Origin of the sequence: Mycobacterium sp. ITM-2016-00316, from assembly GCF_002968335.2 — a bacterium.
Lineage (GTDB): Bacteria > Actinomycetota > Actinomycetes > Mycobacteriales > Mycobacteriaceae > Mycobacterium.
Genome location: NZ_CP134398.1, coordinates 4,668,184 through 4,686,797 on the forward strand (window position 1 = coordinate 4,668,184; position 18,614 = coordinate 4,686,797).

General features: G+C 67.7%; 16 protein-coding genes, 1 tRNA gene and 1 pseudogene. 12 read left to right on the forward strand and 6 right to left on the reverse strand.

Annotation, left to right across the window (positions count from 1 at the left end):
* Nucleotides 1-53 precede the first annotated feature (53 nt).
* Together C6A86_RS22425 and C6A86_RS22430 are read left to right on the forward strand one after the other, a co-directional pair.
* Nucleotides 54-626: an LppA family lipoprotein gene (locus tag C6A86_RS22425; protein WP_105365047.1), complete on the forward strand. Its 573-nt coding sequence runs from the start codon at nt 54-56 to the stop codon at nt 624-626.
* 209 nt (nt 627-835) lie between these two features.
* The gene (locus C6A86_RS22430; protein WP_199196328.1) at nt 836-1,723 is read left to right on the forward strand and encodes an oxygenase MpaB family protein; all 888 of its coding nucleotides are present in this window, start codon (nt 836-838) and stop codon (nt 1,721-1,723) included.
* 74 nt (nt 1,724-1,797) lie between these two features.
* On the opposite strand, the gene C6A86_RS22435 is transcribed toward C6A86_RS22430, so the two are convergent.
* The 5 genes from C6A86_RS22435 to C6A86_RS22455 all read right to left on the reverse strand — a co-directional run bounded on the left by C6A86_RS22435 (nt 1,798) and on the right by C6A86_RS22455 (nt 5,198).
* A tRNA-Leu gene (locus C6A86_RS22435) sits at nt 1,798-1,871 on the reverse strand.
* A 54-nt stretch (nt 1,872-1,925) separates the two neighbouring features.
* On the reverse strand, nt 1,926-3,233 hold the full coding sequence (locus C6A86_RS22440) for an HNH endonuclease signature motif containing protein (protein WP_105365046.1): 1,308 nt from the start codon (nt 3,231-3,233) through the stop codon (nt 1,926-1,928).
* Between the two features lie 256 nt (nt 3,234-3,489).
* The gene (locus tag C6A86_RS22445) at nt 3,490-3,801 is read right to left on the reverse strand and encodes a DUF308 domain-containing protein (RefSeq protein ID WP_105365045.1); all 312 of its coding nucleotides are present in this window, start codon (nt 3,799-3,801) and stop codon (nt 3,490-3,492) included.
* Between the two features lie 20 nt (nt 3,802-3,821).
* Nucleotides 3,822-4,433 (reverse strand): flavodoxin family protein, encoded by a 612-nt coding sequence (locus tag C6A86_RS22450; protein WP_105365044.1) that lies wholly within the window; start codon nt 4,431-4,433, stop codon nt 3,822-3,824.
* 84 nt (nt 4,434-4,517) lie between these two features.
* Nucleotides 4,518-5,198 carry a hypothetical protein gene (locus C6A86_RS22455; RefSeq protein WP_105365043.1) on the reverse strand — a complete coding sequence of 227 codons (681 nt, stop codon included), beginning with the start codon at nt 5,196-5,198 and terminating at the stop codon, nt 4,518-4,520.
* Nucleotides 5,199-5,413: 215 nt separating this feature from the next.
* Between C6A86_RS22455 and C6A86_RS22460 the strand changes: the two genes are divergently transcribed.
* From C6A86_RS22460 to C6A86_RS22495, 8 genes and pseudogenes are all read left to right on the forward strand, one after another.
* The gene (locus tag C6A86_RS22460; protein ID WP_105365042.1) at nt 5,414-5,509 is read left to right on the forward strand and encodes a potassium-transporting ATPase; all 96 of its coding nucleotides are present in this window, start codon (nt 5,414-5,416) and stop codon (nt 5,507-5,509) included.
* Entirely contained in the window at nt 5,506-5,595 is a 90-nt protein-coding gene (gene kdpF / locus C6A86_RS22465) for a K(+)-transporting ATPase subunit F (RefSeq protein WP_105365041.1), read from the forward strand. The genes C6A86_RS22460 and kdpF overlap by 4 nt, the downstream gene beginning before the upstream one ends.
* Nucleotides 5,595-7,265 (forward strand): potassium-transporting ATPase subunit KdpA, encoded by a 1,671-nt coding sequence (gene kdpA / locus C6A86_RS22470; protein ID WP_105365040.1) that lies wholly within the window; start codon nt 5,595-5,597, stop codon nt 7,263-7,265. Before kdpF ends, kdpA begins: the two co-directional genes overlap by 1 nt.
* Nucleotides 7,265-9,391: a potassium-transporting ATPase subunit KdpB gene (kdpB, locus tag C6A86_RS22475; protein ID WP_105365039.1), complete on the forward strand. Its 2,127-nt coding sequence runs from the start codon at nt 7,265-7,267 to the stop codon at nt 9,389-9,391. The genes kdpA and kdpB overlap by 1 nt, the downstream gene beginning before the upstream one ends.
* A gap of 1 nt (nt 9,392) precedes the next feature.
* Nucleotides 9,393-10,286, forward strand: a complete 894-nt coding sequence (locus C6A86_RS22480; RefSeq protein WP_105365038.1) for a potassium-transporting ATPase subunit C — start codon at nt 9,393-9,395, stop codon at nt 10,284-10,286.
* A complete protein-coding gene (locus tag C6A86_RS22485) occupies nt 10,279-12,792 on the forward strand; it encodes a sensor histidine kinase KdpD (protein WP_105365037.1) in 2,514 nt (837 codons plus the stop codon). Before C6A86_RS22480 ends, C6A86_RS22485 begins: the two co-directional genes overlap by 8 nt.
* Entirely contained in the window at nt 12,789-13,469 is a 681-nt protein-coding gene (locus tag C6A86_RS22490; RefSeq protein WP_105365036.1) for a response regulator, read from the forward strand. The genes C6A86_RS22485 and C6A86_RS22490 overlap by 4 nt, the downstream gene beginning before the upstream one ends.
* A 22-nt stretch (nt 13,470-13,491) precedes the next feature.
* A pseudogene (locus tag C6A86_RS22495) lies at nt 13,492-15,264 on the forward strand (DUF4118 domain-containing protein); the annotation flags it as partial.
* A 7-nt stretch (nt 15,265-15,271) separates the two neighbouring features.
* On the opposite strand, the gene C6A86_RS22500 reads toward C6A86_RS22495, so the two are convergent.
* Complete coding sequence (locus C6A86_RS22500) at nt 15,272-16,111, reverse strand: helix-turn-helix domain-containing protein (protein ID WP_233213148.1); 840 nt, start codon at nt 16,109-16,111, stop codon at nt 15,272-15,274.
* 24 nt (nt 16,112-16,135) lie between these two features.
* Between C6A86_RS22500 and C6A86_RS22505 the strand changes: the two genes are divergently transcribed.
* Together C6A86_RS22505 and C6A86_RS22510 are read left to right on the forward strand one after the other, a co-directional pair.
* The gene (locus C6A86_RS22505; protein ID WP_105365034.1) at nt 16,136-16,684 is read left to right on the forward strand and encodes a maleylpyruvate isomerase family mycothiol-dependent enzyme; all 549 of its coding nucleotides are present in this window, start codon (nt 16,136-16,138) and stop codon (nt 16,682-16,684) included.
* A 55-nt stretch (nt 16,685-16,739) separates the two neighbouring features.
* Nucleotides 16,740-18,611, forward strand: a complete 1,872-nt coding sequence (locus tag C6A86_RS22510; RefSeq protein ID WP_105365033.1) for a propionyl-CoA synthetase — start codon at nt 16,740-16,742, stop codon at nt 18,609-18,611.
* Nucleotides 18,612-18,614: the final 3 nt, after the last annotated feature.

Genomic DNA, 18,614 nt, shown 5'->3' on the forward strand with positions numbered 1-18,614 from the left:
ACCGGAGATCTGGCCGACGTACCGTTGAAGGACGGCGACTAGAGGTTGGTGCGATGAACACGGCACGTTTCGCCGGCCGTTTCCTGGTGGGCGTGCTCGCCACCGGAACGCTCATCCTGGCCGGTTGCGATAGCGGCGGTGCCGGCAGTACCGGATCCGAAGCCCAGTACGACTCGCCGATCATCAACGAGCACATCCCGAAGATGGACATCTCGACACTGCCGGATATCGACGCCACCCGCGCTGACATGCTCGCGCTCATCGAACAGGCGCACGCCGAGGTCGCACGGCTGGTGCCTGCCAGCGCACCGTGGACCTGGCGGCACACCGAGACGCGCGATGGGTGCGAGCGGAACGGAGTTCGGGGGGTGACCCTGTACGTCGCGAAGCTCACCTCGTCGCATTCGTTCACCGACGATGAATGGAACCTGGTGCTGCCTGCGGTGGAACGGCTGGCCGCTGCGGCCGGACTCACCAACGGCTCCGCCATGCAGAATTCTCCGGGGGCCCACGACCTGTCGATCACCAGCGATGACGGGCGCGAGCTGAGGTTCGGGTCGCTGGAGGCGTCGCTGATCACCGGGACCATCGCCTGCCGACTGCCCGCCGGCGGGGGCGCGCCATGACCCAGGGTGACGTGCGCGTCGTGACCGCCGAGGTCCGGCTCTCGGCCGACCAGATGTCCGTGGAGGAGGCCTTACCAGGGCGCTCGACAGTGCGGTGCGCTACCGCTGACAGCCGCCCAGTCGACCACGGGGTAGTCGTGCTCCCGTCCGACAAGCGACGTTCCGTCGCCGTCGGCAGATCCGTCCCGCCGGCACGTAACGTCGTAGTCATGGTGTTGGTACGCGAACTCGGTGCTATCAGGAACGGCCTGGGCCGGGCGCTGTTCGGGTTGGTCGCCGGACCCGAGGGACCGAACAACCGGGCCCATATCCACGGGACGCCGGGACCGCGCTGGTTCGCCGAGGACCGGCCGATCCGCCGTGTACACGGCGACGCATCGATGTTCGTCGGTGGGCTACGCGCACTGCTTTTGCAGTCGCTCCATCCGCTGGCGATGGCCGGCGTCGCTGAGCACTCCGACTACCGGGGCGACCCGTGGGGGCGCCTTCAGCGCACCAGCACATTTCTCGCCGTGACAACGTTCGGTCCTGCCGCCGACGCGCAGCGCGCCGTCGACAAGGTCCGGGGCATCCACCGCCGCGTCAACGGGGTGGCGCCCGACGGCACACCGTACGACGCGTCGAATCCGCACCTGCTCGAATGGGTGCACATCGCCGAGATCGACAGCTTCCTGATGGCACATCAGCTCTACGGGGCTCGACCGCTGGACCAGTCCGGTCGCGACGGGTACGTCGCCGACACCGCGCGCGTCGCCGAAGCACTCGGTGTGCAGAGCCCGCCGCGCACGGAAGGCGAGCTAAGGGAGCGCATCGAGGCGTACCGGCCGGAGCTGCGCAGTACGGCCGCGGCGCGCGACGCCGCCCGCTTCTTGTTGTTGACGCCGCCCTTGCCGTTGCCGGCCCGCGCTCCCTATGGTGCGCTGGCCGCCACATCCGTGGCAATGCTGCCGGAATGGGCGCGAAAGCCGCTGCGTCTGCCGTACTTTCCACCGCTCGAAGCGACGGTGGTGAGGATGTCCGGGCGGGTGTTGGTCGGCGGCATTCGGTGGGTGCTGGCGGCCGCGCACGACGACCAGGAGGGTGCGACCTCGGCCTGAAGGTGGGCCGGCCCGAGGTGCGGAGCATGGTCTGAGCACCGATCCATTGGTGCGTCCGTCGCGCACAACGCCAGTGCCCCCAGTCGGACTCGAACCGACACTGTGCGGATTTTAAGTCCGCTGCCTCTGCCAATTGGGCTATGGGGGCCGTGCAGATCAGAGACTAGTTGCCGCCTGTCCAGGCATGTGCAGCAGCGTGCACCTAATTGTCCGACTGGGGCGGTGGCTCGTATGGCGTGTACCACCACCATTGGGCGCGTTCGCCTTTTGGTCCAGGACACGGTGGCACGCCGGGTGGCGGTGTGGTGGGCGGGCGGGCCAGCGAGCTGTTGGTCAGCTCCTCACCCTCGCTGTCGGTGACCTTGAGCTTGTCGGCGGGCCCGGTGAGGGTGATGCCGCCTTTGTGGTGCAGGCGGTGGTGAAACGGACAGACGAGCACCAGATTCCACAGTTCGGTCGGGCCGCCGTCCTCCCAGTGCACCAGATGATGGGCATGCAGACCGCGGGTGGCGCCGCAACCGGGCACCACACACGTCTGGTCACGATGCTCCAGAGCCCGGCGCAACCGCCGGTTGATGGTGCGGGTGGCCCGACCGACACCGATGGGGCGGCCGTGGCGCTCAAACCACACCTCACACGTCGCATCGCAGAGCAGGTAGCGGCGGTCGTCGTCGGACAGCGCTGGTCCCAGATGCAGGGCCGCGACTCGTTTCTCGATATCGAGGTGCATGACGACGGTGGTGTGCTGGCCGTGCGGGCGCCGCTGCACGTCGGCGTCCCAGCCGGCCTCGATGAGGCTCATGAAGGCATCGACGCCGTCCGGGAACGGCGGCGCCTGCTCAGGAATCGTGGATTCCTGGTCCCAGACGCGGGCGCTGCCGTCCTCGGGATCAATGCTGTCCTGGGCATCGTGGTCGCGTTTCCAGTCCGCGACCAGCTTGTCGCGGTGGGATTGCAGGCCTGCCTCGAATTTCGCGGCCTCCACTTTGGGCAGGGTGATCCGCCACGTCGTGGAATCGTCGCCCTCGATCTTGGTGATCTTGCGCTTCGGTTCGGGCTTGGACTCGGGGCGGGGTTCCTGTTTGACCGCGGTGCGCAACTGGCTCACGGTGGCGACCTTCACCAACTCCGCGTAATGCTCATCGCAGCCCTGGCCACCGCCTTCAGCGATCACCCCGATCTGATCGAGGGACACCCGACCTTCCTGCAACCCTGCGACGCAGCGTTCGAGTTCATCAATGCGATGGGCGACGGCGACCATAGTTTCGGCGTTGCGAGGAGAGATACCGGCCTTCCAGGCGACCAGCGCTTCGATCGACCGGCAGCCGGTCGCACCCCACAGCGAGTTCCCGTCATCTGTGCCTCTGCCGTCGATCTCGGCGACGATCTCCACCAACCGGCCATCGATCGCATTGCGCTGCCCGGTCAACTCCGCCATCTCCTCGAACAACACCTCCAACCGCGACACCGGAGGCACGTGTGCGGCGAAAGGTGTTGTCGGCGGCGGCATACCACGATTCTATTGGTGTGGTCCGACAAGTTCGGCAGTCACTTGTGGGTACCGCGCACATCCCGTCAGGAATCCCCAGAATCCCGTCAAGATTGCGTACGGAACGGCGCGGGGTGGTCGAAAACCGCGCATGGTGGATCAATGATGACCGATCTGATTGCCGCCCTCACGCTGCTCGGCGCGCCGGCCGCCGCGTTGTTCGCGCTGCGCTGCGCCGTCCGGCATCAGTGCCGCCTGGACCGCGACGACGCACCGCTCAACTGGTCGGTGGTTCGTACGGCACCTCGGGATGCGCGCGGTGCCAATCCTGATCGTGCTCTTTGACTTTGCGGTGAGAGCGGGCCAACCACAGCAGCCCACCCGCAATCAGGAAAACCGCCAGCCCCATGCCGACCGCGCCGGCGGCCGTCGAACTGTTGGCGAATGAGAACAGGCCGATCACCAGCGACAGCACCCCCAGGCCGACGGCGATGATGCCCGGCGAATTCCGGCCGGCTTTCATCGCCTCGCCGGCGTGCTTCCGATAGGTACGAGCATGGTCAACGGGGTCTCTGGAGTTATCGGGCATTTTCGGGCTTCCTATCGCCGCTATTGGTACGCCGGGTACTGCGACTGCTTCAGCACTCGCGCGAGGTGAACGGCGTTGCGCGCCGCCGCTGCGGTGGTGGACGCCACCTGCTGGGGAACCTCATCGAGATCGTTGTAGTCCACCGACTCCATCGCGCGGCCGTTCCAGTACGTACTGCCCTGCGCCGGAATGCTGTACCCCACGTCGTTGAGACCCTGGAACACATCGGCGATCACCTTGTGCGCGCCGTCCTCGTTGCCGACGACGCTGACGATCGCTACCTTGCCGGCCATCGCCGGGCGGCCCGAATCGTCGTTGTTGGCCAGTTCGGCGTCCAGGCGTTCCAATACTCGCTGGGTGACCGACGACGGATGTCCTAGCCACACCGGGGTGCTGAGCAGCAAGATGTCTGCCGCGAGCACCTTCTCCCGAATCACCGGCCACTGGTCGCTGTCACCCATGTCTGCTTCCACGCCGGGGGCGATGTGAAAGTCCACGCAGCGCAAGGATTCGCATACCGCACCTTCCTTGCGCAGCGTTTCGGACACGTGCTCGGCAATCAATTCGCTGCTGGACGGCGCCGGACTCGGCTTCAAGCTGCAGACCAGGGCGATCGCTCGTATTTCGGTCATGGTTGAGAGGTACCCACTCGATACCGGTCCAATCACCGGCGTTCGGCCCCGAGCACGCGTTTGCGTCGTTCCGGGTCGCCCGCGCTAATGATCGGGCGTCGACGGAGCGAACGTCACCGACGGGCGCGGTAACCGCCACCGCGCACAACCCTCGTCGATGGCATCGTCGACCGCGGCCGCGATCGCCTTCAGCTCCGCCTTGTCCCCGTCGATCCAGACCGCCACGGGCCCGCCGGACAGGCTGATCCGGGTCAGCGCCGACCCGTCGGTGCGTAGCTGCGCGATCCGGCCCAGCAGCCGCTCGGCGGCCGCACCCCAGTCCAGCGGCCCGGAAGCCGCTACCTCGCAGTGCAATCCGATCACGTCCAGGCACCCCTCCCCCACCACTGCGGGGCATTCGTCGTCGACGTGCACATAGGTGTCGTGGCGCGCGCACGCCATGAGGACATCGACATGCCGCTCACACGACACCACGAACCGGTTCACACCCAGATCCAGCGCACCCACGATCGGCGCGGCGGACCCGCCGCACCGCAGCACCACTTGCTTGGGCCGGACCCCGCACTGTCCCGTCATCGCGAGTTCGTCACCATCGCCGGCGTACACCGTCACGCCGTGTGCCCGCACCCACGCCGCCACCGACGGATCGCTCAGGGATGTGGCGGGCAACCCACACCCGGCCAACGGCAACAGTCGCCTGATCGCCCGCATCGACACCGGCAGTCGGTGCCGCTGGGGCCCCGCGGACATATCCAGAACTGTCATCAACCCGGTCTACGCGTGCCGACTGGGCGGACCCTGTGCAGTTGCGCAAACCTCGCTCAGACACGCCTCACGCATGGAGACCGTAAAGAAGGCCTCCCCAGGTGTAAAAGAACCGTCAACGCCCAGGTCACACCCCAATCTGCGGGCATACGTTGGCATCCGCGGTCCCCACTTCCGGAGGCTGTGTCAACAAGCGCAGGAGAGCTGATTCCATCGTGACAACTGCCCTATCCACCGTCATTTACCTCGCCCTGACGGTGGCGGTCTTCGCCTTGCTCGGCCTGGTGCAGCGATTGGTCGAACGGCTGTGAATTACGCCAACGCCATCGGCCTCGTGCTGGCGATCGGCATCGCCCTGTTCCTGGTCGCCGCCCTACTCTTCCCCGAGAGGTTCTAGTGTCCACGACCACCGCGGGGATCCTGTTCCTCGTCGCACTCATCGCCGCGCTGGCGATCACGCATGTACCGCTCGGCGACTACATGTATCGGGTCTACAACAGCGACAAGCACTCTCGGGTGGAGCGTGGCATCTACCGCCTGATCGGCGCTGATCCCAAGGCCGAGCAGACCTGGGGCGCCTACGCGCGCAGCGTGCTCGCCTTCTCGGCCGTCGGCATCATGTTCCTGTTCGTTCTGCAACTCCTGCAGGGCTCGCTGCCGCTGCACCTGAACGACCCCGGCACCGAAATGACACCGGCGCTGGCCTGGAACACCGCCGTCAGCTTCGTGACGAACACCAACTGGCAGGCCTACTCCGGGGAATCCACCCAGGGCCATCTGGTGCAGATGGCGGGCCTGACCGTGCAGAACTTCGTTTCCGCGTCGGTGGGCATGGCGGTCGCCATCACCTTCGTACGCGGCCTGGTCCGGCGCAGCACCGGCAACCTCGGCAATTTCTGGGTCGACCTGGTGCGCGGAAGCCTGCGAATCCTGTTGCCGCTCTCGATCATCGGTGCCATCGTGCTGATCGCCGGTGGCGTCATCCAGAACTTCGCCGTGCACGATCAGGTGATCGACACCCTCGCCGGCGGTCAGCAGACCATCCCCGGTGGACCGGTCGCCAGCCAAGAGGTCATCAAGGAACTCGGCACCAACGGTGGAGGCTTCTACAACGCAAACTCATCGCATCCGTTCGAGAACCCGACTACCTGGACGAACTGGATCGAAAACCTGTTGCTCCTGCTGATCCCGTTCGCACTTCCGCGCACCTTCGGCCGGATGGTCGGCAGCAAGAAGCAGGGGTACTCCATCGTCGCGGTCATGAGCATCATCGCGACGCTGAGCGTGAGCCTGCTGATGTTCTTCCAGCTGCAGGCGCACGGCACGGTGCCCACCGCGGTCGGCTCCGCGATGGAAGGTGTGGAACAGCGCTTCGGCGTCGCCAACTCGGCGGTCTTCGCCGCATCGACGACGCTCACCTCCACCGGTGCGGTGAACTCGTTCCACGATTCGTACACCAGCCTCGGCGGCATGGTCACGATGTTCAACATGCAACTCGGTGAGATCGCACCCGGAGGCGTCGGTTCCGGTCTCTACGGCATGTTGATCCTGGCCATCATCACCGTCTTCATCGCCGGCCTGATGGTCGGGCGGACACCGGAATACCTCGGCAAGAAGATCACCCCACGTGAGATCAAGTTCGCCGCAGCGTATTTCCTCGTCACACCGCTGCTCGTGCTGACCGGCACCGCGCTGGCCATGGCCACACCCGGGCAGCGCGACGGCATGCTGAACACCGGGCCGCACGGGCTGTCGGAGGTGTTGTACGCCTTCACCTCGGCCTCGAACAACAACGGCTCGGCGTTCGCCGGCCTGTCGGTCAACACCGAGTGGTACAACACCGCGCTCGGTCTGGCGATGGTATTCGGCCGGTTCCTGCCGATCATCCTGGTGCTGGCCCTGGCCGGATCGTTTGCCGCCCAGGCTAGAACGCCCGATTCGGTCGGCACGCTGCCCACCCACCGCCCGCAGTTCGTCGGGCTGGTCGTCGGCGTCACGATGATCCTGGTCGCCCTGACCTTCCTGCCCATGCTCGCGCTCGGGCCCCTCGCTGAAGGAATTCACTGATGTCCACCGCCACCGTCAATCCGGCCGCCAACCCGGCCCCCAAGGCAACAAAGAAGTCCGTGCAGGGCGGCCTGCTCGACCCCCGCATGCTGTGGAAGTCGCTGCCGGACGCGCTGCGCAAGCTCGACCCGCGCACCCTGTGGCGCAATCCGGTCATGTTCATCGTCGAGATCGGCGCGGTATGGAGCACCGTCCTGGCCATCACCGACCCATCATGGTTCGCCTGGTTGATCGTCGGATGGCTCTGGCTGACAGTGGTTTTCGCCAACCTGGCCGAAGCGGTGGCCGAAGGCCGTGGCAAGGCGCAGGCCGACAGTCTGCGCAAGGCGAAGACCGACACCCTGGCGCGGCGGCTCACCGCCTCCGGTGCCGAGGAACAGGTGGCCGCACCCTTGCTCCAGCAGGGTGACGTCGTGGTGGTCGAGGCCGGGCAGACGATTCCGGGCGACGGTGACGTCATCGAGGGCATTGCCTCGGTGGATGAGTCGGCGATCACCGGCGAATCCGCCCCCGTCGTGCGCGAATCCGGCGGCGACCGGTCCGCGGTGACCGGCGGCACCACCGTGCTCAGCGACCGCATCGTCGTGAAGATCACCCAGAAGCCCGGCGAGAGCTTCATCGACCGGATGATCGGACTCGTCGAGGGTGCGAACCGGCAGAAGACCCCCAACGAGATCGCGCTGAACATCCTGCTGGCCTCGCTGAGCATCATCTTCGTCTTCGCCGTCGCCACGTTGCAGCCGCTGGCCATCTTCTCCAAGGCCAACAACCCGGGTGTCCCGGACTCGTTGTCCCTCAACGGCGATGGCATCACCGGCATCGTGATGGTCGCCCTGTTGGTCTGCCTGATCCCGACCACCATCGGTGCGCTGCTCTCCGCGATCGGCATCGCCGGGATGGACCGGTTGGTGCAACGCAATGTGCTGGCCATGTCGGGGCGGGCAGTCGAGGCCGCCGGTGACGTGAACACGCTGCTGCTGGACAAGACCGGCACCATCACGTTGGGCAACCGGCAGGCATCGGCATTCGTGCCACTGTCCGGCGTCACCCCTGAGGCGTTGGCGGACGCGGCCCAGCTGTCCAGCCTGGCCGACGAAACCCCCGAGGGCCGTTCCATCGTGGTGTTCGCCAAGCAGGAGTACGGGCTACGCGCCCGCACACCGGGCGAGCTCGACCACGCGATCTGGGTCGAGTTCAGCGCCACCACAAGGATGTCCGGTGTCGATATCGCCGGTCACAAGCTGCGCAAGGGCGCATCCAGTTCGGTGGCCGAGTGGATTCGCGCCGAGGGCGGCACCGTGCCAGATGAGCTCGGTGAGATCGTCGAGGCTGTCTCCACGGCCGGCGGTACACCGCTGGCCGTCGGCGAGGTTCGGGACGGCACCGCGTCGGTGTTGGGCGTCATCCACCTCAAGGATGTGGTGAAGCAGGGCATGCGGGAGCGCTTCGACGAGATGCGCCGGATGGGTATCCGCACCGTCATGATCACCGGCGATAACCCGATGACCGCCAAGGCGATCGCGGACGAGGCCGGTGTCGACGACTTCCTGGCCGAGGCCACCCCCGAAGACAAGATGGCCCTGATCAAGAAGGAGCAGGCCGGCGGCAAGCTCGTCGCAATGACCGGCGACGGCACCAACGATGCACCCGCGTTGGCGCAGGCCGACGTCGGAGTGGCCATGAACACGGGGACCTCGGCGGCCAAAGAGGCCGGCAACATGGTGGATCTGGACTCCGACCCCACCAAGTTGATCGAGATCGTCGAGATCGGCAAGCAACTGCTGATCACCCGCGGGGCACTGACCACATTCTCGATCGCCAACGACATCGCGAAGTACTTCGCCATCATCCCGGCGCTGTTCGTCGGGCTGTTCCCCGGCCTGGATCTGCTGAACGTGATGCGGCTGCACAGCCCGCAGTCGGCGATCCTGTCCGCGGTGATCTTCAACGCACTGGTCATCATCGCGTTGATCCCGTTGTCGCTCAAGGGTGTGCGCTATACGCCGGCCAGTGCGTCGAAATTGTTGAGCCGCAACCTCTACATCTACGGCCTCGGCGGCATCATCGCACCGTTCATCGGCATCAAACTGATCGACCTGATCGTCCAACTCTTCCCGGGAATGTGACATGAACTTCGCCAATACCCTCCGTCAGCACACCGCCGCGCTGCGCGCGCTGCTGGTGCTCACCCTGATCCTCGGCATCGCCTACCCGGTGTTCATCTGGCTGCTGGCCCAGCTGCCCGGCCTGAAGGACAAGGCCGACGGGTCGCTCATCGAGCTCGACGGAGCGCCGGTGGGCAGCAGCCTGATCGGGCAGCTCTACACCGACGCCGCCGGGAGTCCACTGCCGCAGTACTTCCAGTCCCGGCCGTCGGCGGCCGGCGACGGCTACGACCCGATGTCGACGAGCGCATCCAACCTCGGTCCGGAGGACATCGTCGACACCGCCGATCGCACCAGCTTGCTGACCGATGTGTGCAGCCGCAGCCTGGCCGCCGGTGAACTCGACGGCGTCAGCGGGGCCCGGCCGTTCTGCACGGATTCCGGCGTGGGTGCCGTGCTGTCGGTGCTGGGCACCCGCGATGCCCGCGGCATCGTGACCAACCCGACCCGGGTCATCAGCGTCAACGAGCTCTGCCCCGCGGATACTGACCCCCGGGTCGCTTCGCTCCTGCCCTCCGGCCCGTTCATCGCCAACTACGAAGGGGTGGCCGTGGAATGCGCCGAACCCGGCGCCGACTACGCGACCGGCCAGATCGTCCCGATCCACGGTGACGTCCCTGTTGCGGCGGTGCCCGCCGACGCCGTCACCGCCAGCGGCAGCGGCCTGGACCCACACATCTCGCCGGAGTACGCGGCCCTGCAGGTGAACCGGGTCGCAGCGGCCCGCGGACTGACCCCCGCGCAGGTGCAGACCCTGGTCGCCGAGCACACCGACGGCCGCGCGCTGGGCTTCATGGGCGCACCGCGGGTCAACGTGTTGCAGCTCAACCTCGCACTCGACGGCCTAGGTGGATGATGGGCAGGTGACCGACCGAGCGAAACGCGGGGAGCTGCGCATCTACCTGGGCGCGGCTCCCGGCGTCGGCAAGACCTTCGCCATGCTCGGCGAGGCGCACCGCCGCCTGGAACGGGGCACCGACCTGGTGGCCGCCGTCGTCGAGACCCACGGCCGCACGAAGACGGCCGAGTTGCTCGAGGGCATCGAGATCGTCCCGCCGCGGTACATCGAGTACCGCGGCGCCAGGTTCCCCGAACTCGACGTCGACGCGGTACTGGCCCGGCGGCCAGAGGTCGTCCTGGTCGACGAGCTGGCGCACACCAACACCCCGGGCAGCGCGAACGCGAAGCGCTGGCAGGACATCGAGGAGCTGCTGGCCGCGGGCATCACGGTGATCACCACCGTCAATGTCCAGCACCTGGAGAGCCTCAACGACGTGGTCGCGCAGATCACCGGAGTCGAGCAGCAGGAGAAGGTGCCCGATGAGGTGGTGCGTGCCGCCGACCAGGTCGAACTGGTCGATATCACGCCGGAGGCCTTGCGGCGCAGACTCTCCCACGGCAACGTGTACTCCCCCGAGCGCATCGACGCCGCCCTGTCGAACTACTTCCGGCGCGGAAACCTGACCGCGCTGCGCGAACTGGCGTTGTTGTGGCTGGCCGATCAGGTCGACGCCGCGTTGGCAAAGTACCGCTCCGACAACCAGATCACCGCGACCTGGGAGGCCCGCGAGCGCGTCGTCGTCGCGGTCACCGGGGGCCGGGAATCCGAGACCCTGGTGCGCCGCGCCTCGCGGATCGCCTCGAAATCCAGTGCGGAACTGATGATCGTGCACGTGGTGCGCGGTGACGGTCTGGCCGGGGTGTCGGCACCGATGATGGGCAACGTCCGCGATCTTGCCGCCAGTCTCGGCGCGACGCTGCACACCGTCGTCGGCGACAACGTGCCGGCCGCGCTGCTCGACTTCGCCCGCGATATGAACGCCACCCAACTCGTGGTCGGCACGTCACGCAGGTCCCGGTGGGCGCGCATCTTCGACGAGGGCATCGGCGCGACCGTGGTACAGAACTCGTCGAGCATCGACGTGCACATGGTCACCCACGACGAGGCGGGTCGCGGATCGGCGCGACGAACCCCCAAACCGTGGCAACGCTTCGCACTTTCGTGGCTGGCCGCGGTGCTGGTGCCGACGGCGCTGTGCGCGCTGACCGTGCTGCTGCTCGACCCGTACCTCGGCCTCAGCGGTGAGAGCGCACTGTTCTTCATCGGCGTGCTCGCGGTCGCGCTGCTCGGTGGTGTGGCGCCGGCAGCGTTGTCGGCGGTGCTGTCGGGCCTGCTGCTCAACTACTTCCTGGCCGAACCGCGGCACACCTTCACCATCTCCGAACCGGACAGCGCGATCACCATCGCCGTGCTGGGCATGATCGCGGTCGCCGTCGCGGCCCTGGTCGACGGCGCGGCCAAGCGCGCCCGCGAGGCCCGGCGCGCCTCCCAGGAGGCCGAATTGCTGGCGCACTTCGCGGGTTCGGTGCTGCGCGGCGCCGACCCGGCCGCCCTGCTGGAGCGGGTGCGAGAGGTGTATTCCCAGGGCTCGGTCAGCCTGCTGCGCGAACACGCCGGGGACGCCGAGGTGGTCGCGTGCGCCGGCTCGGACCCGTGTGTGACCGTCGACAGCGCCGACACCGCCATCGAGGCCGGCGATGAGGAGTTCTGGCTGCTCCTTTCCGGCCGCCGGCTGGCCGCCCGCGACCGCCGGGTGCTCGGCGCCGTGGCCAGGCAGGCCGCCGGACTGGTGCGGCAGCGCGAACTGATCGAAGAGGCCGGCCAGGCCGAGGCGATCGCGCGGGCCGACGAACTGCGCCGGTCGCTGCTTTCGGCGGTCAGCCATGATCTGCGCACACCGCTGGCCGCCGCCAAGGCCGCGGTGTCCAGCCTGCGCAGTGAGGATGTGGGCTTCTCCGCCGAAGACACCGCCGAACTGCTGGCCACCGTCGAGGAATCCGTCGATCAGCTGACCGCGCTGGTGGGCAATCTGCTGGACTCGTCGCGGTTGGCCGCCGGTGTGGTCCGTCCGGAGCTGCGCCGGGTCTATCTGGAGGAGGCGGTCCAGCGGGCCCTGCTGGGAATCAGCAGGCGGACAACCGAGTTGGTGGACAGAGTGAAGGTCGATGTCGGTGACGCGGTGGCGCTGGCCGACGCCGGACTGTTGGAGCGGGTGCTGGTGAACGTCATCGACAATGCGCTGCGCTACGCACCCGCCAGCCTGGTGCGGGTCAATGCGGGACGGGTGGGCGACCGGGTGTTGATCAACGTCGTCGACGAGGGCCCGGGTATCCCGCGCGGCGCCGAGGAGCAGTTGTTCGCGCCGTTCCAGCGTCTCGGCGATCAGGACAACACCACCGGGGTCGGGCTGGGCCTGTCGGTGGCCAGCGGCTTCGTCGCCGCCATGGGCGGGACGATCGCGGCCAATGACACCCCCGGCGGCGGGCTGACCGTCGTGATCGACCTGGCGGCACCGCAATGACTCGCGTCCTGGTGATCGACGACGAACCGCAGATTCTGCGGGCACTGCGGATCAACCTGTCGGTACGCGGCTACGAGGTGACCACCGCAGCCACCGGCGCCGAGGCGCTGCGCGCGGCCGCCGACCACCGGCCCGATGTGGTGATCCTGGATCTCGGCCTGCCCGACATCTCCGGTATCGAGGTGCTCGCCGGGCTGCGCGGCTGGCTGACCGTGCCGGTGATCGTGCTCTCGGCGCGTACCGATTCCTCGGACAAGGTGGAGGCACTCGACGCCGGCGCGGACGACTACGTCACCAAACCCTTCGGTATGGACGAGTTCCTGGCCCGGCTGCGGGCGGCGGTACGGCGCGCCAGCAGTACCACCGAGGACGATCAACCCGTCATCGAAACCTCGTCGTTCACCGTCGATCTGGCCGCCAAAAAGGTCACCAAGAGCGGTGTCGAGGTGCATCTGACCCCCACCGAGTGGGGGATGTTGGAGATGCTGGTGCGCCACCGCGGAAAGCTGGTCGGCCGCGAGGAACTCCTCAAGGAGGTGTGGGGCCCCTCCTACGCCAAGGAGACCCACTATCTGCGGGTATACCTGGCGCAACTGCGGCGCAAGCTCGAAGTCGACCCGTCGCACCCCAAGCATCTGATCACCGAGGCCGGGATGGGATACCGCTTCCAGGAGTAGGTCCGCGAGGGATGATGGTCAGGTGAGCATCCTCGGCCGCAAACGCGCAGACCTGCGCATCTACCTGGGCGCGGCTCCCGGGGTGGGCAAGACCTATTCGATGCTCGCCGAGGCGCACCGCAGGATGGAACGCGGCACCGATGTGGTCGCCGCCGTGATCGACACGCACGGCCGCCGCAAGACCGCTCAGCAGCTCGCGGGCATCGAGGTGATCCCGCCGACGTACATCGAGCAGGACGGCACCCGGTATCCCGAACTCGACGTCGACGCGGTGCTGGCCCGGCGGCCCCAGGTCGTCCTCGTCGACGAGTTGGCCCATACCAATACCCCGGGCAGCCGCAACGCCCACCGCTGGCAGGACGTGGAGGTCTTCCTCAACGCCGGTATCACGGTGATCACCACCGTCAACGTCCAGCACCTCGAAAGCCTCAACGACGTGGTCAGCCACATCACCGGCACCGCTCAGGCCGAACGTGTCCCCGACGAGTTCGTCCGCGCCGCAGACCAGATCGAGCTGGTCGACATCACACCGGAAGCGTTGCGGCGCAGGCTGGCTCACGGCAACGTGTACCCGGCCGAGCAGGCCGCCGCCGCGATGGAGGACTACTTCCGACCCGGCAACCTCACTGCCCTGCGGCAACTGGCACTGCTGTGGCTGGCCGATCAGGTCGACACCGCGCTGGCCAAATACCGCACCGACAAGAACATCACCGACACCTGGGAAGCCCGCGAACGTGTGGTGGTCGCGGTGTCCGGTGGCCCGGAGTCCGAGACCCTGGTGCGGCGCGCATCGCGGATCGCGTCCCGGTCCGGCGCGGACCTGAAGGTGGTGCACGTCATTCAGGGCGATGGGTTGATCGCGATCTCGCCGCAGCAGAAGAAGGTCGTCCGTGAACTCGCGGCCAGCCTCGGCGCGACGATGCACACCGTCGTCGGCGACGACGTCGCCACCACCCTGCTCGATTTCGCGCGCAGCAACAACGCCACCCAGGTGGTGATCGGCACGTCACGCCGGTCGCGATGGGCCCGGATGTTCGAGGAGGGTATCGGCGCGCAGGTCATCGAGCAGTCCGGCAATGTCGACGTGCACATGGTCACCCACCCCGAGGCGCACGCCGGTATCTCGTGGTCGCGGCAGTCGACGGTGCGGCGGCGGGTCCTGTCATGGCTTGTCGCCCTGGTCATTCCGGCGTCGATCTGTGCGGTGACGACCCGGCTGCCCGACGGCCTGCTGGGCATCGGGGGGCAGAGCGCGCTGTTCTTCACCGGCGTGCTGGCGGTGGCGCTGATCGGCGGCCTGGGCCCGGCCGTGCTGTGCGCCCTGTTGTCGGGTCTGCTGCTCACCTACTTCCTGGTGAGTCCGGTGCACAGCTTCACGGTCTACGACGCCGACAGCGTCGTCACCGTGCTGGTGCTGCTGCTGGTCGCGGTGGCCGTCGCTGCACTGGTGGACCGGACCGCCCGCCGCGCCGCCGAGGCGCGCCGTGCCGCACAGGAGGCCGAGCTGCTGGCGCTGTTCGCCGACTCCGCGCTGCGTGACGCGGATCTGACCCTGCTGCTCGACCGGCTCCGGGAGACGTATTCCCAACGGGCGGTGAGCATCCTGGCGGCCGAGGGCACGCTGTTGGCCTCCGTCGGCCCGGATCCGTGCGCGGACGTGGATGCCGCCGACACCGCGATAGAGGTGGGCGATCACGAGTTCTGGATGTTGATGGCCGGGCGGACGCTGACCGCCCGGGACCGGCGGGTTCTCGGTGCCGTCGCCGAACAGGCGGTGGCGATGCTCCCCCAGCGGCACTGAGTCAGTCGGCATAGCGGGCGGCGAAGGCTCCCGGCGTCATGCCGGTGACCCGCCGGAAATCCCGGCTCAGATGCGCCTCGTCGGCGTAGCCGAGATCGGCCGCGAGCGCCGCGATCGTCGTCGCACCGGTGCGCAACCGCCACGTCGCGTCCTGGATGCGGCGGCGGCGCACCAGCCACTTCGGGGTGAGCCCCACCCGGTGCCGGATCAGCCGCTGCAGGGAGCGCTCACCGATGGCGAAGCGCGCGCAGACATCGGCGACGCGGTTCACCTCCGGGTTGTCCTCCACATAGGAGACGACCTCGTTGACCAGCAGACCCTGCCCGTCGACCGGCAGATAGCCGCGCAGGAAGTCGTGGTAGTGCTCGACCACGGCTGATTGCGTCTGCGCCGCAACGGGATCGGATGCCATGGTCGTCCGGATCTGCTCGGCCAGCACAACACCCGCCGCGCCGAGCACCTCCGCCACCTCGACATGGCCATCGGTCCATCGGGTCACCTCCCCGCCGGTGAGCAGTGTCCCGGCCGCCGGCTCGAACATCACACCGGCCGCCCAGCCGTCACCGCTCAGCGGGGTGCCCGTCAGCCCCGTCGCCGGACCGTAGAACCGGGCGTAATCCGCGGTGACGACCAGCAGACACACCGGGTACTGCAGCACCCGCTGGGTGTAGACCTCCCCGGGCGGTACCTGCCAGACCGGCAGCCAGAACCGCCGGATCAACCCGGCGAACTCGGGACTCGCCACCGGCCGTGACATGTGGATGGCGGCCCGGTGCGCCGGGTCGAGCAGGTGGGCGGGCTCGGCCGCAACGGAGTTGTCGGGTTTGTCCAATGCACCCACCGTCTCGCTGCCTAGTGTCGGCTCATGACCGAGTCGAGTGTCGCAGAGACGTATGACGAACTGGCCGAGGGTATGGCCGTGGTGATCGCGACCCTGCGCGCCGAAGAATGGGACAAGCCCAGCCCGTGTGAAGGCTGGACGGCACGTGATGTGCTCGCCCACCTGATCGACACCGAACGCGACTATCTGACCGGGCACGGCCTGCCGCTACCTACCCGCCCCGATCTGACCGATCCGTGCGCGGCCTGGTCCACGCACGCCGACGCCGTGCGGGAATTGCTCGCCGATCCCGAGGTCCCCGCCCGCACCTTCGACGGTCACTTCGGGCCGACCACCATCGGGGACGCGCTGCTGCAGTTCTACGGGTTCGATCTGATCGCGCACCGCTGGGACCTTGCCGCGGTCACCGAGACGCCCTACCGTTTCACCGAACCGGAGCTGGACAGCCTGGAACGCAGCATCGCCGGCTGGGGTGAGGCGCTCTACATGGAAGGCATCTGCACACGTGCCGACGCCGGCGACGCCACCGACCGCCAGACCCGGGTGCTGGCCGCCCTCGGACGCACCGCCTGAGCCTTCTGCGGGGTTGCAACCGCATTGCAACGTGACGCAGATTACGGTTTGCCCTATGTCCGGCTACCGCGAGCTTTTCGACGCCAGTATCACCGACCCGTCGGCATTCTGGGCCGACGCCGCCAAGGGCGTCACCTGGACCAGGGAACCCCAGCGGGTGCTCGACGACAGCAACCCGCCGTTCTACCGGTGGTTCCCCGACGGCGAGCTCAACACCTGCGCCAACGCGCTGGACCGGCACATCGCCGAGCGCGGCGACCAGGCCGCGCTCATCTACGACTCCCCTGTCACCGGCAGCAAGCGCGTCTACACCTACCGCGAGCTGCTGGACCACACCGCTCGGTTCGCCGGCGTTCTGCAGGGCCTCGGCGTCACCAAGGGTGACCGCGTCGTCATCTACATGCCGATGGTGCCCGAGGCCGTCATCGCGATGCTCGCCTGCGCCCGGCTCGGCGCGGTGCACTCGGTGGTGTTCGGCGGATTCGCCGGCCACGAGCTCGCCACCCGCATCGACGACGCCCGCCCGACCGTGGTGGTCTCGGCGTCCTGCGGTATCGAACCGAGCCGCATCGTCGAGTACAAGCCGATGCTGGATGCGGCGCTGCGCCTTGCTGAGCACTCCACTCCCAGGGTTGTGATCCTGCAGCGCGAACAGCATCCGTGTGAGCTGGTCGAGGGCCGCGACGTGGACTGGGCGCAGGCGATGGCCGCGGTGCAGCCGGTGGCGCCGGTACCGGTGGCGGCCACCGACCCGCTCTATGTCCTCTACACCTCCGGTACCACCGGCAAGCCCAAGGGCATCGTCCGCGACAACGGTGGGCATGCGGTGGCGCTCATGTGGACGATGCGCCACCTCTACGACATCGAGCCCGGCGAAGTGTTCTGGGCCGCCTCAGATGTCGGCTGGGTGGTCGGGCACTCCTACATCGTGTACGCACCGCTGATGCTGGGCGCGACGACCGTGCTCTACGAGGGCAAGCCGGTGGGCACCCCGGATGCCGGCGCGTTCTGGCGGGTGGCCGCCGAGCACAACGTCAAGGCCCTGTTCACCGCGCCGACCGCGATCCGGGCCATCAAGAAAGAGGATCCCGACGCCAGGCTGCTGGCCGACTACGACCTGTCGAACCTGAAGTACCTGTTCCAGGCCGGCGAGCGGTTGGACCCCGGCACGTACGAATGGGCCTCGGAGAAGCTCGGCATCCCGATCATCGATCACTGGTGGCAGACCGAGACCGGCTGGGCGATCGCCGCGGACCCGATGGGTGTGGAGAAGCTGCCGGTGAAACCCGGTTCGGCGACGGTCCCGATGCCCGGATACGACGTCCGGGTGCTGCGCCTGGACGGATCGGAATGTGAACCGGGCGAAGAGGGTTCGATCTGCATCAAGCTGCCGCTGCCCCCGGGCACGCTACCCACGCTGTGGGGTGAGGATGACCGCTATGTGTCCTCGTACCTGTCGGCGTTCAAGGGTTACTACCTGACCGGGGACGGCGGGCACATCGACGACGACGGCTATCTGTTCGTCGTCGGGCGCACCGATGATGTCATCAACGTGGCCGGGCACCGGATGTCCACCGGTTCCATCGAGGCGGTGCTGGCCGGCCATCCCGCGGTCGCCGAATGCGCGGTGATCGGGGTGGCCGACGAGCTGAAGGGGCAGGTGCCGCGCGGGTTGGTGGTGCTCAAATCCGGCTTCTCGCCCGACGGGGTGGCCGACGAGTTGATCGATGCGGTGCGCAATGACATCGGCGCCGTGGCGAGCTTCAAACTCGTGGACGTGGTTGCCGCCCTGCCGAAGACGCGTTCCGGCAAGATCCTGCGCAAGACCATGCGCGGTATCGCCGACGGCCGCGACGAGCCGGTGCCGTCGACGATCGAGGATCCCTCGGTGCTGGAGGCTCTCAAGGAGACCCTGCACCCCTCCTGACCG

What these genes read in the sequence shown, in the direction of transcription:
- C6A86_RS22425 (WP_105365047.1), top strand. Translation starts at nt 54, where the DNA reads ATGAACACGGCACGTTTCGCCGGCCGTTTCCTGGTGGGCGTGCTCGCC.
- C6A86_RS22430 (WP_199196328.1), top strand. Translation starts at nt 836, where the DNA reads ATGGTGTTGGTACGCGAACTCGGTGCTATCAGGAACGGCCTGGGCCGG.
- C6A86_RS22440 (WP_105365046.1), bottom strand. Translation starts at nt 3,233, where the DNA reads ATGCCGCCGCCGACAACACCTTTCGCCGCACACGTGCCTCCGGTGTCG.
- C6A86_RS22445 (WP_105365045.1), bottom strand. Translation starts at nt 3,801, where the DNA reads ATGCCCGATAACTCCAGAGACCCCGTTGACCATGCTCGTACCTATCGG.
- C6A86_RS22450 (WP_105365044.1), bottom strand. Translation starts at nt 4,433, where the DNA reads ATGACCGAAATACGAGCGATCGCCCTGGTCTGCAGCTTGAAGCCGAGT.
- C6A86_RS22455 (WP_105365043.1), bottom strand. Translation starts at nt 5,198, where the DNA reads ATGACAGTTCTGGATATGTCCGCGGGGCCCCAGCGGCACCGACTGCCG.
- kdpB (WP_105365039.1), top strand. Translation starts at nt 7,265, where the DNA reads ATGTCCACCGCCACCGTCAATCCGGCCGCCAACCCGGCCCCCAAGGCA.
- C6A86_RS22480 (WP_105365038.1), top strand. Translation starts at nt 9,393, where the DNA reads ATGAACTTCGCCAATACCCTCCGTCAGCACACCGCCGCGCTGCGCGCG.
- C6A86_RS22490 (WP_105365036.1), top strand. Translation starts at nt 12,789, where the DNA reads ATGACTCGCGTCCTGGTGATCGACGACGAACCGCAGATTCTGCGGGCA.
- C6A86_RS22505 (WP_105365034.1), top strand. Translation starts at nt 16,136, where the DNA reads ATGACCGAGTCGAGTGTCGCAGAGACGTATGACGAACTGGCCGAGGGT.
- C6A86_RS22510 (WP_105365033.1), top strand. Translation starts at nt 16,740, where the DNA reads ATGTCCGGCTACCGCGAGCTTTTCGACGCCAGTATCACCGACCCGTCG.